The sequence below is a fragment of the Desulfocicer niacini genome (assembly GCF_054657595.1).
This window is the reverse complement of sequence record NZ_BAAHYK010000078.1, coordinates 1-13,654: the sequence shown is the minus strand read 5'-3', so window position 1 is coordinate 13,654 and position 13,654 is coordinate 1. Positions and strand designations below refer to the sequence as shown.

10 protein-coding genes and 1 pseudogene are annotated in these 13,654 nt (G+C 45.8%); 1 reads left to right on the top strand and 10 read right to left on the bottom strand.

The genetic code is table 11. The features are described 5' to 3' along the window. Positions 1 to 186: 186 nt before the first annotated feature. Positions 187 to 2,604, bottom strand: coding sequence for a hypothetical protein (locus ACYQ2M_RS23665; protein WP_459918866.1), 2,418 nt, complete (start codon positions 2,602 to 2,604; stop codon positions 187 to 189). A 22-nt stretch (positions 2,605 to 2,626) separates the two neighbouring features. Further along, positions 2,627 to 3,073 carry a TraR/DksA family transcriptional regulator gene (locus ACYQ2M_RS23660; RefSeq protein WP_459918865.1) on the bottom strand — a complete coding sequence of 149 codons (447 nt, stop codon included), beginning with the start codon at positions 3,071 to 3,073 and terminating at the stop codon, positions 2,627 to 2,629. An 853-nt stretch (positions 3,074 to 3,926) separates the two neighbouring features. Between ACYQ2M_RS23660 and hisJ the strand changes: the two genes are divergently transcribed. After that, positions 3,927 to 4,850, top strand: a complete 924-nt coding sequence (hisJ, locus tag ACYQ2M_RS23655) for a histidinol-phosphatase HisJ (RefSeq protein ID WP_459918864.1) — start codon at positions 3,927 to 3,929, stop codon at positions 4,848 to 4,850. A gap of 265 nt (positions 4,851 to 5,115) precedes the next feature. Here hisJ and ACYQ2M_RS23650 read toward each other — a convergent pair whose 3' ends face one another. From ACYQ2M_RS23650 to ACYQ2M_RS23615, 8 genes and pseudogenes are all read right to left on the bottom strand, one after another. Beyond that, positions 5,116 to 5,670 carry a YibE/F family protein gene (locus ACYQ2M_RS23650; RefSeq protein WP_459918863.1) on the bottom strand — a complete coding sequence of 185 codons (555 nt, stop codon included), beginning with the start codon at positions 5,668 to 5,670 and terminating at the stop codon, positions 5,116 to 5,118. Then, on the bottom strand, positions 5,624 to 6,343 hold the full coding sequence (locus tag ACYQ2M_RS23645; protein WP_459918862.1) for a YibE/F family protein: 720 nt from the start codon (positions 6,341 to 6,343) through the stop codon (positions 5,624 to 5,626). Before ACYQ2M_RS23645 ends, ACYQ2M_RS23650 begins: the two co-directional genes overlap by 47 nt. 147 nt (positions 6,344 to 6,490) lie before the next feature. After that, a pseudogene (locus tag ACYQ2M_RS23640) lies at positions 6,491 to 7,733 on the bottom strand (alkaline phosphatase). A 601-nt stretch (positions 7,734 to 8,334) separates the two neighbouring features. Further along, positions 8,335 to 9,609, bottom strand: coding sequence for a putative porin (locus ACYQ2M_RS23635; protein ID WP_459918861.1), 1,275 nt, complete (start codon positions 9,607 to 9,609; stop codon positions 8,335 to 8,337). Positions 9,610 to 9,724: 115 nt separating this feature from the next. Continuing rightward, entirely contained in the window at positions 9,725 to 9,952 is a 228-nt protein-coding gene (locus tag ACYQ2M_RS23630) for a transposase zinc-binding domain-containing protein (protein WP_459918860.1), read from the bottom strand. Continuing rightward, on the bottom strand, positions 9,868 to 10,125 hold the full coding sequence (locus tag ACYQ2M_RS23625) for a hypothetical protein (protein ID WP_459918867.1): 258 nt from the start codon (positions 10,123 to 10,125) through the stop codon (positions 9,868 to 9,870). The genes ACYQ2M_RS23630 and ACYQ2M_RS23625 overlap by 85 nt, the downstream gene beginning before the upstream one ends. Positions 10,126 to 10,283: 158 nt before the next feature. Next, the gene (locus tag ACYQ2M_RS23620; RefSeq protein WP_459918859.1) at positions 10,284 to 11,192 is read right to left on the bottom strand and encodes a phosphate/phosphite/phosphonate ABC transporter substrate-binding protein; all 909 of its coding nucleotides are present in this window, start codon (positions 11,190 to 11,192) and stop codon (positions 10,284 to 10,286) included. Beyond that, the gene (locus ACYQ2M_RS23615; RefSeq protein ID WP_459918858.1) at positions 11,189 to 13,522 is read right to left on the bottom strand and encodes an EAL domain-containing protein; all 2,334 of its coding nucleotides are present in this window, start codon (positions 13,520 to 13,522) and stop codon (positions 11,189 to 11,191) included. The genes ACYQ2M_RS23620 and ACYQ2M_RS23615 overlap by 4 nt, the downstream gene beginning before the upstream one ends. Positions 13,523 to 13,654 lie beyond the last annotated feature (132 nt).

The following is a 13,654-nucleotide window of genomic DNA, read 5'->3' as shown; positions in this document are numbered from 1 at the left end:
TGCAATACAATGATCAGATTAAATGGTGTCAAAACAGTCCCCACTTTATGGTTTTGTGGTCACTCATTTTTCAGGATGACCATCAATTCATGCCTATTAGAAATTAATGTATATCTGTTTAATATTAGTTGGGGTTTAGAATGGCGTTAGAACTTTGTTAGGGAGCTGAATTTCCTGTGATCTTGATCATTGAGCAACAGATGGTGCAGTTGGTTTGTTTCTGGTTTCTCTGTCAACGTATAAAATAATAAGGTAGATGAGCTGTTTGAGCTGTTCCTGGGAGAGTCTTCTCTCTAAAAACGGCGCTTTTATGGATTTGATAAAACGCAACAAATCCGTTTCCCCAAGGATGTTGGAAATGGCTTCCCGGCAGTCCGAATCCCGGGAGTCTGCCCGGAGATCCAAGCGGGTCAAAGCCTCTTGCAGAATGGTGACACCCTGATCCATGTGTTTTTTTTTCAATTGGTCAATGTAATAATTTTCCGCTTTACGATTGAATGTATCACCCCTTAGTTGCATGGGTGAAGTTTTACGTGTGTCACCCAGAATGTCGTTGACCAGACGTCCATTGGCGCTAAACAGATCCGGTGCATGAAGACGGGCCATTAAATCGGAAAGAACCCCTTTCATGCGTTGCTGGGCCACGAGTTCACGGCCATCGATGTGGATGATGTTAACCAGGGCTTTTAGATACTCCATACGGTGCACCCGGGTGTATCCGGGGTATCGTCTGCTGGTTCGTGTTTTGTGAACCTGTGATATTATTTTTTTTAGAAACAGATTGCCGGTGTTGTCTTTGACGTAAAAGGTGGGAAGATTGATGGCGCTGCCGAAAAAGATCTGCCTGCGCTCGCTCTCCACATGGGGGGTATCCGGAATGGTGGCATGGGTCACCTGGCCGGAGAAGATATAATGATATGCCAGGGTGGTGATGAGGTTCTGCAGGTCCAGGGCACCCCCCATATCAGTTAAAATATTTTCAAAAATACTGTGGTATCGATGCTCAAATCCGCTGAAGCCCATGTTAGAAAAAGATCGCATGCGGACCAACTGGTAAAGCGGCATTCGGGTGTCAAATACCCCCATCTGGGAAAGATCCTGTTTGAGTTTGTCACTGTTACCCAGGGTACCGTCAAGTTCCGGGCTTTCATGGGTGCTCATCAGGGATACAAAATAATCAATGAGTCGGTAATCGGGGATAAAATCTCCCTGGAGAAAAAAAGCACGGCTTACGAACCGGTCCAGCCACATGGGACCGAAGGGGGTGACGGGTTTACCCAGAATACGGATGTTGGCCTTTTTTTTCCATCGCCTCCACATCATGCGAAGATGGGTATAGTCTATCTCATGGGGAAGAAAGCCAAGGGCCTGTTCCGGGTGGAAGTCCTCAAAACCCAGTCGATAGGGAGCCGCACTGTAAGTTCCTGGAAAAAGAGGAAGAAAATGTTCGACAATCTTGATCACCAGATCCCCAAGCCGTTTTTCATGAAGGGCCGTAAAGCCGGATCCCGGATCTTTTAACAGACGTCCCAGCTTGCGGCTGCCCATGCTGATGTGGGTGCCATTGTTGGCCAGGCTGATGTTGGAGCTGTTGGGTAGAACCCCAAGATTGGTTGTGATGATACCGGCTTCTTTTAATTTACCAAGACTGTTAATGCGGCTTCTACTGAGAACCTTGTGGCACAATTTCATGTAACTGTGCTTTTCCTCTCCCCGGGACCAACCCGATAGACAGGGGCTCATGAACAGGTGGCGATAGAAGGTATCTGGGATGGCATCGTTGAGCTCTTTTTGCCATAGGGGAGGGGAGGCTGAAAAAAATACCTGCACGGTCTGTCCATGGGCCGTGAGGCAGAATTTCTCCTGAGCATATTGCACCAGCAGCTGGGTAAATACGAACCGGATCAAGGTTTCCCGGGCCATCAACGTACCCACTCCCCGGGAAAAATCTGCCTGGACCGGATAAAAGGAAAAGGTTTCCGGTGAGGTGTTGTCATTGAGAAAATGGGCCATCATCTTTTCCCCGGTGATGCGGACAAAGGAGTGACGACCCTGGTCTTCTCCCATGGCATCGGCCAGGGAAAGTTTTAATAAATAGCTCACAGGGATACGGATAAATGCCTCTCCATCCTGTTTAAAATGGAAGGTGTCTGCATCCGTTCTCCGGTCCGAATCGGGTTCTGTTTTATCCGACTTTAAATCTGAATTGAAAATGTGGTGGGCATAGGTGTTCAATGCCTTTAAGGGCAACCTCACCCAGCTGCCGGCCCAGTTATTTATTTTCCCGGAGGGGAGCAGTTTTTCAAGGGTATCCAGGGTTTTTCCGGAGGTGTCCCCGGAAGCGGTACGTCGGATGAGGTTTTTATAATAACTGGAGGTTTCAATGGCAATGGCCAGATCAACGTCCTGTTTTTTTCCTTGTACCACCGTCTGGAATTCATTTTCCACACCAGCGGTGACATCCCGGGGCGAAAAGGGCAGGGATGCCGGATAATGGCCACTGGATGGGGACTTGATTCCCATGATTTCCATCAGGTGGGAAAGAGTTGTGGGGAGGGGAGCTGTGTCACCCTCATTTTCCAGAAGTTTGGGTTTGGCTGTCATGGGATGCTTTCTCTTTTTTGAATCAGGCACAGGGTTGGTATTGGCACACAGGGGTATAAATGCCTGACGTTCTGCCCGGCACCTCAAAACATTCCAATGCTTCCACGGACATATTGGTAAAGGGTACACTTTTCAACCGTTCCACACCGATGGGGCTTCCGGTGAGTTCACAATATCCGAACTGGCCGGTTCTCATGCGTTTTAAGGCGTCATTAATCTGGGTGAGCCGCTGGCTGTAGCGTTCGTAATTGCCAAGATCCCGCTCCATGTCCATGTAATAATTGCTTCGGTCAATAATATCTGCCGGGTTGCTTTTAAATCGTTTGATCCTGGCTTTGATCTTCAGTGCTTTTTCCTGCAACTCAATTTTTTGTTCCATGAGTTTTTCTTTAAAATACATTATCTGGCGGTGATTCATGTAGGGTTCATCTTCTGTGGGGCGGTAGGTGTCATTTATTGCCTGTGTCATGATTCATCTCCTTTACGTTTGATTATTTTTTTTTAGAAATCAATGTGTTCGTTGATAAATTCAAGTTGCCAGAAAGTTGCCAGAGTTAAGAATATGTGCAATTGGGGCTTTGGTTTATGGTTGATCTGGCATTCAGCATGAACCGGGTTTCTTATGGCTGGCGGCGCATTCGCCCTAAATTTTGAGGATATCGTACCACTGGAATGTTCGTATTTGATGTGCCATTTATTATGAAATGGTTATTACTGTGAAATGTCTTTCCGGGGTTGATCATAACGTCGGCCACCTTTTATTAGAAAATAAAACTTCCGGGCAACCTCAGCAGAGCCGCCCCCCGATGGGCAATAGGAACCGGACAATTGAGCTGTCTACAGTTCCGGTCCGGACCCATTGCCCGTCGGGGGGGGGGGGCGGCGGCATGGCCCATCTTATGATCAACCCCGTCTTTCCCTTGACAGAGTATTGCACTTTTGGTGGGGACAGGCTGGCTTAACCTGTAAAAACCGAGCATGTTTAATGTTTTAATTGAAAGTTAATATGGTTAAATGACTCATTCACTTTTAATTCTATTTTAATCAGTTTCTAATATTTTGAATGTATTCTTGGCCCAATGATATCTTTTTGAAGGTTGCCTATATTTCAATGAATTATTCAGGAGCAAAACATGATTTCTTTCAAGCAGAGGCCTGTAATTAGGGAGTCAGCAGTTTTCAATTTACCGTTTTCCCATGATCGCCATATATGGATAGCAAAACATGGACTTGACAAATGGTAAATCAATAAAATCTGACTCTTCATTTTATCCCACGGATATCCCAGCTCGTGAAAAAAAAGAGGAGTTCCTGAAAGCCGGGTGATCCCGAAAATATTTAATCCAACCCTGGCAAAAATCATGGAAATTCCCTACCATCCTGCCTGGGAGGGCAGGGCGGTTTTACCTCTTTATTTGATGATGGAACGTATGAGTATGAAAATGAACAAATACAGCGATTATCACATGCATTCCCTGTTTTCCGACGGCAGTGCGTCCATTGATGAGATGGCCCAGAATGCCATCAAAAAAGGGCTTTCACAGATTACAATTACCGACCATATGCCCCTTCCCCATGCCACACGGTACGCCATGGCATATGACAGGCTTGAGCTTTACCGACAAACCATCAGAACGGCTCAGTTAAGGTTTGGTTCCCGATTGAAAATTAATATGGGTATTGAAATGGAGTTCATACCTATGTTCAGCCGCTGGATAGAGGACATTTCAAACATGGGCTGGGACCATATGATTGTATCGGTGCATGCGCTTTTTAAAGGCAACTGCCAGGCCATGGTCAATGGCTCCGCAGAGGAGTTTGCTACCTTGGTGGAAAATTTTAATTATGATGTGCCATCCCTTTGCCGGTCGTATTATGAAACCCTGAAGCAGGGTTACCGAACGGGACTGTTTGAGATTGCCGGTCATATAGATGTGATTAAAAAGCACAATGTCGGTGAGATTTTTTTCAGGGAGTCCGATGCCCATTACAGAGACCTGGTAATTTCAACCCTGGATGTCATCAGGGAACAGGGCATGAAAATGGAGGTGAATACGGCCGGATTTAATCATCCCGTGGCCCGACAGTATCCCAGTGACTGGATTATTCAAGCGGCCCTGGAGAAAGAGATCCCCATTGTGTTGAGCTCAGATTCCCACACACCTGATACCCTGGGGCAACATTTTGATAAATTTGATTTCCTGTCCATGGTTTCTCCGGTGGGTGTTTATGGAAAATCGGCGTGATATGATCGTTAAAGCAGACGCGGGCGCGATGGCACGGGAGATCCCGTAGCCCTCACCTTAAATTGTCGATGTTAAAAATTAAGATGTTGGAATCAGGTTCAGATCTTCCAAGGGGTGCCTTTTCCTGGTATCAGTTGATGATCATAAAAAAAATGATCAGTGAGTACCAGATACGCTCATTGCTGAAAAATATAGGAGGAGCACCTGATGGGGGGTATCTTTGAAAATCCTACCAGGATTTTGTTGGAATTTAATTTGCCATTGATTATGAAATGGTTATTTCTGTGAAATACCTTTCCCATGACAGGGTATTGTGCTCTTGTTGGGGGTCAGAGCTCTTGGTGGGGACAGGCTCGCTTGGCATGTAAAGCGTGGCACGCTTCTTTTTGAACAGGTGGCCAATGATGATACCGCCGACAATGGCTGTGATTGGAGCCACCACCACAAGGCCGATGCTGCCCACAAGGGTCCGCATGATCTCCGCCGCAACAATTTTCATATTAAGCATTCGCATGAGACTTGGTTCCTTAACCTTGAAGATCATTAAAAGGGTCAGGAATCCTCCGGAATAGGCCAGCAAAAGGGTGGTTGCCATGGTGCCGATGACGTGACGACCCACGGTGAACCCGGATTTGATCAATTCTCTGGGGCAAATTTCCGGTTTTTTATTTTTAATCTCATCCATGGAGGCGGCAATGTCCATGGCAATATCCATGGCCGCCCCCGATGCACCGAGTACAATGGCGGAATAAAAGATTTGGCGGATGTTCAGATTATAATAACCGCTGAAAATCAAGGCATTGACATAGAACTGGGTCATTCCAACCAAAATAGAGGGTGACCGACAGGGTGACAAACAGTTCGCTGATGGTGCCGATAAACGCGGTAATCCCTTTTGCGTTGATCCCGGCAACCAGGAAAATAATAACGGCGGATAAGAGGATGATGGTGCAGGTGGTTATAACAAGGGGGGGATGGCCATTCAAAATCTGTTGAATTAAAAACTCCCAGAGGATGAACACGGTGAACATAAAGGAGATCAGTGCCTTGACACCGATGACACCGGCATACAACAGCAGGGCCACCACAAAAAAACAAAAAAGAAACAAAAGGGTGTTCTGTCGGAACAGATCCACCGCTTTGACCTGTTCAATGGCATCGTCCTTCATGATGACGGCAGCGATGATCACATCGTCTTTTTTAAAAAGGTTTTCAATATCTGTCTGGCCGACCAGGTTGTTGAAGGCCGATACAGTTTCCCCTTTGAAGCGGCCTTCCAGGATCTTGATTTCCAATGCCTGAAACCCGATATGGGACAGACCAGCAGATCGGACATCTGAATTGTCCACCGTCAATACCCGGGCTTTGACTTCCCTTGCATCCGGTGAGGAGTTGTTATTATCCGTCCAGAAGCCGTAACCTGCGGCCATTGCGGCCATTGCGGCCATGAGGAGCAATAACAAAATAATGGAGCCATATTTTTTTATGTGCATTGATATCTCGATGAACAGAGAACGGTCTGCTCCATAATAGAACAGACCGTTTGATTGTTTTTTTGTGCCCGTCAGGCAATTAATAAGTACCCATACATATGTTTTTCAACATTCAATAGAGATAAAGCATTGATAAATATATTTTCATTATAAATTAAACCCCAACAGGGTTGCCATGGACTGGGCAATCTGAGTGTTGTCCTTGAACCCTGTAAACAGTTCAGATCCGTTCCCTGTGGCGGACAGGGGAATCATGGTGGCGGTATGAATGGTGGTGGTCCAGTTGATATTGGCCCGAACCATAGACAAGGGTATCCTCCACCGAAACTTTGGTTGTCATAAGTGTACTCAGGTCCAGCTTATATCCCATGGAATCCATGCCAAGGCCCATGCCGCCGGTCTCATGGTCACCCACCACAAGGATCAGGGTCTCTTCTTTATGGTTCAGATAAAAATTATAGGCTTCCTGGATGGCGTGGTCAAAGGCAAGAACGTCGTGGATCACCCCCGTGGGATCATTGGCATGGGCGGCATGGTCGATTCTGCCCCCTTCCACCATGAGAAAAAATCCGTCCGTGTCCTTGGACAAGACCTTTATCCCTGCCTGTGTCATCATGGCAAGGGAGGGAACCTCTTTGTACTGGTTGGCTCGCTCAATCTCATAGGGAAGATGGGTATAGGTGAATGCGGCAAACACCTTGTCCACAGATGCAAAATCAGCCTGGTTGAACTGTTTTGCCCCTTTCATGCCGATAAATGTCTGGTACCCTTGTTTCTCAAAGGCCTGGACCAGGTCTTTATCGTCCTTTCGTTTTGATTTGATGGTCATGCCAACGGCATCGGCCTTTTCTTCAACCCTGTTCTGGGGAATAAAATGGCGGATGCCGCCGCCAGCCAGGAAATCCACCCGGCTTGTCACAAACTCATCTGCAATTTCGTTTTCATTGTTTCTGGAGATGTTGTGAGCAACAAAGACTGCGGGTGTGGCATGGGTCAGTCGGGTGGTGGTGATGATACCCGTTGCGATACCACGATCCACGGCAGCCTCAATCAATGTTTTTACATCGTTTCCGCTGACATCCTTTCCGATAATCCCTTTGTTGGTTTTGATTCCCGACGCAAGGGCAGTTCCAGCGGCCGCTGAATCAGTAATAAGGGTGTCAGCCGCATAGGTGGTATTCATTCCCACCACGTTAAAGGTGTTCATCAACAGTTTCCGGGAAGGGTCCTTGGTCTCCTCCTGCAGATAGAATTCACTGAATTGCCTCTGGGAAGCCCCCAGACCGTCACCGATAAAATAAAATACATACTTGGGCTGGGCTGCCAGGGCTGGCAGTGCGATAAAGAGTAATGCCAACGCCAGGCCTATGCTTTTTTGAAGCTGTTGCATCATTGGGTTTTGTCTTGAAAAATTTTTTGTCATCATGTTTACTCCTGAATTTAAAATTATTTTCTTTAAATTTACAGGACTCTTTGAGTCCCCAGATCGCCATGTTGACGGTAACATTAACAGCCAAAAGTTAAATATTGATTTGATGATTTTATTGGGGTTGGTCATATCATGGGGTACTTTGAACCGATTTTTTTGAGCCTAAAAATAAAGTCGCTTTTCCCTTTTGCAGCTACGCACTTCAACTGGGCACCGGCACAACATGCTGTACTTGTGTCCGGTTGAAGCCATATTTCAGGCTTCTAATATTTTTTTATACTTTTCTTGACAAAAAGCGTCTTCCTATCCTAAAAGAAGCTTCGGCCTGATCAATGATGACGAAATGGTTATCGTCATGCCTGCGGACCGTCTTATTCCATCAACTGCAGCGGGTGGACCATGTTGTGAATAGGCTCGATGATATAACCGCCATGGTTGGAACGAGATCAGAATACGGTCCGCCAGCGGTTTTATAAAAAATACGAATAAACAAAGGGCGACAGGCTTTGATTTCAAGCCTGTCGCCCTGGAACGACGGATAAAACAATCTGGCAGGTTTTACTTAAAATTTGTATTTCACGTCCAGCTGGTAAAGGTTAACTTCCCGCTGGTTATCACGTTCATCTGCTTCATACAGCATGGCTGTGATACCGGTGGACATATTTTTTGTAATGCCATAGGATGCACTGATTTTATGACCCTTGATGTCTGTATCACTGATACCGGTTCCGAAGTCAGCATCTTTTAAACCACCATAGATGGAATCCGCACCAACCACTGCATAGGCATAGCCAAGTTTGACCTTACCGAAATTAGCGCCTACACCGGCAACCCATCCAAGATCTTCATCCTCCGGATTCAGTGTTCCGCCCAGTTGACCTTGCCCTGCATCTCCCTCGGCTCCAAGGTTGCTCCAGATCTGGGCATAGGGGGATATTTTGACATCACCGGCCTTAAATGCAGCACTGGCATAGATATCGGCAATGTGATAACCATAATCTGGATTGGGTGCTTCGTTGTTGCTGAAAACACTGTCATAATGCTGATATCCCGCAGCAATAGTTAGATTGATATTATTAATTTTATTTTTGTATCCTGCCTGACCGGCATACATCATGGCGGTGTTGTCATCATCATACAGTTCAACACCGTAAGCACCCAGGGTTGTAAACAGACCCAGCTCGTTGGAATAATGGGCTGTCAGACCGGTGGGGCGCAGATCACCGTCCCAGATCAGCCAGGATTTAACAAAGGGGTTTTTTTGCTGGCCAAGGGTAAGGGTAAAGTCGTTGACTTTATGTTTGGCATAGGCGTAATCAAGGCGTAAATCACCGGTCTCAAAGGGGCTGTCATCACCCCAGGTATCGTTGGTGCTGGTACCGCTTGTGCCTCCGGTGGCAACACCTGCACCGATTTCCCAGTTTTCAGCCTGGTTTTGCCATACGCCGCCCAGGCGCAGGCGGGTTCTGAAACGATCGCGGGCTTTATCGCTGCTGGTGCTGGTGGAGGGTTCCGTACGGTCACGACGTTCATAGCGCACCCTTAGATCTCCTTTGAGTGTCAACTGATCGATGAGTTTATTGGCAAGCGCCACTTTAGAAGATTGTCCGGCAGCGGGTTCATCCTTTATAGCTGCCTTTTCTTTGGTTGACATTTCGTTCATCTGGTTTCTAAGCTGCTCAATATACTTTTGCTGCGCTGTGATGGTCTGCTTCAGGGATTCCAATTCCTTGACGATCTGCTGTTGGTTGTAATCTCCTGCAGCCGCATGGAACGGTACGCTGACAAGCAGGGGTAATGCCAACAGCATTATCAGTGAAATTTTAGACTTACCCATGTTCTTTTTCTCCTCGGTTTATTTTGTTAAATACAAAAAAATAATCAAAACTTAAAACGACACTGAGGATATAGAAAAAATGATAGGAAAGTATTGGGGCTTTGTTATAAATCAATTAAAAAACATAATGCTCCCCTTTGGGTAAAAAATCAGGGCAGCAATTGCCGCATGAGTTGTACGGCTCAACTTCATGTCCGCAATCTGGACAGGCGTGGATATGTCCCCTAAGGTAGGGGGTACGCCATTCCATGATATGGCTCACAACCTTGTAATGCTCCGGATGGAGTTTATACCGGGCTTGATAATCATTGATATGACCTCGGAAAATGTCGGCAACTTCCACATTTGAGGTTTTTTTCTATGCTTCAGTTGAACACCAATGGATACCAGAAAAGCAACAACAAATTCTATGAAGGCCTTTCCATCCTGAATAATTCTCAGATACGCCTCAGTTGTTTTAAAATCAACGGTAATTGTATGATCTTCTCTTTTTCTTTTCATGGCCATATCTTCCATATAGTATCTTGATATTATCCATATTATATCAAAGATAAGGGGATGAAATACATAGAAATTTACTCTACCACTTAAAACGTTGGAATCTGCAAAAAGCAGAAAAACATTGCCCCTTGCCCACCCCAGCAATGAGATCCGGTGCGATCAGGTCATCCTATTTAACGGATTTTCCCTTGTGCCTGGATGGCAACGAGATCATGAACGGCCTGGTAGTCGTCATTACTGACCTCCACGATTCCAGACAGCTGCATTCTATTTAGCATTTGATCTATTTGAGGTGGAGATGAGAGCATAATTTCTTTTATCTGATTTCGTACCATATCATTTACCCCGGCACTGAAAACAAAGGGGTCCCGATGAATGGGCTTGGATTTCCATAGAATTGCAATCTGCTCGGGTAGAAGGGTTCCTTTCTGAACCGCCTCATCCACCCGGGCAGAGGAAACAAATGCCGCATCGACATTACCGTCGACAACCGATCTGATGGAACGGTCATGGGATCCCGTAAAGATGGATGTTCCAAAAAATGTTTCCAGGGGGTACCCCGAGTCTCTGGAAAAAGCCAACTTCGGTATTAGAAAACCAGACGTGCTTGCCGGATCTGTGTATGCAATTTTCTTCTCTTTCAGATCCTCAAACGACTGAAATCCTCGTTCATTTAATGTAAAAAGAACGGCATGGTAATAGCTGCCCTGGGGTGTGATAAATCCCTTTTTTCTGGCAAAGGAGGCAAATGCGTCAACCCTTTTATCACGTACCCTGGCCCTGGCGTAGGATGCCGGTCCCAGGATGGCAAAATCGATGGTTTGGGAAAGAATTCCCTCAATAACAGCCTGATAGGATTGAGGACGGATGGTTTTGATGGGCCTGTTGAGTCTTTTTGTTAATAATTGCAGCAGCGGTTGAAGATCCGACAGTTGTTGATCCACGTTTTTTTTAGGGATCAGGGAAAAATAGAGCGCTGTTTTTTTTGTATTTTCTGGAAAGGGTGTTCCAGAAACAGAAGGTGTGACCTGGAGAATGATCAAAAAGAGGGCAAGAGCAAGTGCGGCAGTAATTTTTTTCATTCGGATGGCCCCCTCAAAGGAGAAATAATGAATTCGCGAATTTCCCTTTCAGGAACCGGACGGCTGAAATAATACCCTTGTACCTGGTCGCAACCGGCAACTTTAAGGTTTACCAGTTGGTCATGGCTTTCTATGCCTTCTGCTACAACGATGAGGTTGAGTTTCTGTGCAAGGACAATGGTGGATGAAACAATGGAGTTATCATCGTGATTGTTCCGAATATCCATGATAAAGCTGCGATCTATCTTGATGACACTGATGGGAAGAGACTTGATGTAATTGAGGCTTGAAAAACCATTCCCATAGTCGTCCAGAGAAATAGTGATACCATTGGCAAAAAGCGTTTTCAGGTTTTCAATGACCACCTTTTTATCCTTAATAAAGGCATTTTCAGTAATTTCAACCTCAATATGATCCGCAGACAACTGATGCTTTTTGAGTGTTTTTAAAAAACGTTGGGAATAATCTTTGTCTTTGAGTTCCTTGGGGGAAACATTCACCGCAAGGGGCACGATTTTTAAACCGTCAGCATGCCATTGGGCCATCTGCCGGCAGGCTGCCTCCAGAACCCAATTGCCAAGATTTACAATCAAACCTGTTTTTTCCGCCATTTCAATAAAACCGTCGGGATAGATCAGTTGATAATCGGGATGTTGCCATCGGATCAACGCTTCCAGGCCCACAACACGGTAATCTTTAAGTCTGATTTTCGGTTGGTAGTAAAGAACGAATTCATCATGGGCAATGGCTGACGGCATCTGTTGTTCCAGTTCAAATTCATGAACGGAAATCGTATTCAGGCTGGCATCAAAAAAGGTGTAACGTCCACGGCCGGCCTGTTTTGATTTGTACATGGCAGCATCTGCGCTAACAAGAAGGGAATCAATATTTTCACCGTCACGGGGATAAACGGCAACGCCAATACTTGGGCTGGTATGAACCACCTGACCCTCAAGATTTTCACAAGGTTCTGAAAGGGTAGTGATAATTTTTTGAACAATGGGGGGAATGTCCCGATCACTGGCTATTTCGGTTAACATGACAACAAATTCATCCCCGCCGAATCGGGAAACAATATCTGAATTTCGTGTACAGTCGACCAGGCGACGGGCCACGGTTTGGAGCAGCAGGTCTCCAATGCGATGCCCCAGGGTGTCGTTGATGGTTTTGAAACGATCAAGATCAATAAACAATATGGCATAACTTAATCTGTTACGCCGGGCCAGAAAAAGATTTTTCTGTGCAATGGACACAAATAAACGTCTGTTGTAAAGAGATGTCAACGGGTCAAAGGATGCCGCATTGACAGCCTTTTCATGCTCATTTTTCAACTTTGCAATCAGTTCGTTGTTTTCCTGGTTGGCGGCGGTCAGGGCCATCAAATAGTGTTGTTTACGGTTTATCATCCTGAGTATCTGATAAAAACCACAGAGACAGAAGAGCGTGAGCATGGAAAGAATCCGCAGCTGTGCTTTTTTGTACTGGTTGAAATCTGAAAGAATTTCCGCGAGCCCCTGACTGATAACCACGGTAAAGGGGTAGTCCTGGACATGCCGGTATGTCAAATGATGCGCTTTCAGGTCCTTATCGGTGATAATCTCTGTGGCTGAAACATTTTTTAGATCCATTGTCAACGGATCTGTGAACAATGCACCGTCGATGACAAGTCCACCACTTTCAAAGCAAGCCAGCGGGCTGCCCTGATTATTCAAAATGGTAATTCGTCCAGTTCTGCCAATGCTGATACTCTGGAACAGTGTGATAAAATATCCCAGATCCAGCTCAAGGAGCATGACACCGTAAATCCCATTGTCCTTTGTCAGCGGAAATAAAATGGGAATCTGCCAGGTGGAGTCCGGGGAAGCGGTGGGGGGGGCAACCACCCGGGGGGTGTTGTTTTGAACCATTTGATGAATATATTGAGCAATGCGTTCCTGGCTCAGTTCACCGTTGTAACCGGGTGAAGACATGTACAATGATTCGCCGGAGGGGTCATACAGAACAATCCGGTTAAACCCCCGTTTCCCGTATAGAAAACTGGAAATTACGTCGGAGAAGATTGTTTTGTTCCCGGAAAGCCGCTCCAGGGCAAATACCTCAATGGCTCGATTTTGCTCCAGAATCTGAAATAGATTTTCTGCCAGGATACTGGTCAGGTTCTGCTGCTCCTGTTTCAAACCATGCAAAAGCGATGTTTTGCTTTTGTTCAGCTGGTTCAGGCTCAGAATCCACGCCATTAAAATGACAATAAAACAGAACAGAACAAGTCCCGTTTGTAAAATGGGCAGGTTCCTGTTCTTCAGCTTTTTGGTAATGAGGTGGAGGGTCATTGACGTCTGTTTTTTTGGCTCATTGCGGATATGTGTGAAAAATTATAATTTCCCATGCGTAAACATTGTGAATTGGGCATCATAATCTATCCATATCACACTAATCCGATAAGAGCTTTTTTTTAATGAAAT

Coding starts and splice junctions, on each gene's coding strand:
- ACYQ2M_RS23625 (WP_459918867.1), bottom strand. CDS start 10,125: ATGGAAGATATGGCCATGAAAAGAAAAAGAGAAGATCATACAATTACC.
- ACYQ2M_RS23665 (WP_459918866.1), bottom strand. CDS start 2,604: ATGACAGCCAAACCCAAACTTCTGGAAAATGAGGGTGACACAGCTCCC.
- ACYQ2M_RS23620 (WP_459918859.1), bottom strand. CDS start 11,192: ATGAAAAAAATTACTGCCGCACTTGCTCTTGCCCTCTTTTTGATCATT.
- ACYQ2M_RS23660 (WP_459918865.1), bottom strand. CDS start 3,073: ATGACACAGGCAATAAATGACACCTACCGCCCCACAGAAGATGAACCC.
- ACYQ2M_RS23650 (WP_459918863.1), bottom strand. CDS start 5,670: ATGACCCAGTTCTATGTCAATGCCTTGATTTTCAGCGGTTATTATAAT.
- ACYQ2M_RS23615 (WP_459918858.1), bottom strand. CDS start 13,522: ATGACCCTCCACCTCATTACCAAAAAGCTGAAGAACAGGAACCTGCCC.
- ACYQ2M_RS23635 (WP_459918861.1), bottom strand. CDS start 9,609: ATGGGTAAGTCTAAAATTTCACTGATAATGCTGTTGGCATTACCCCTG.
- ACYQ2M_RS23645 (WP_459918862.1), bottom strand. CDS start 6,343: ATGCACATAAAAAAATATGGCTCCATTATTTTGTTATTGCTCCTCATG.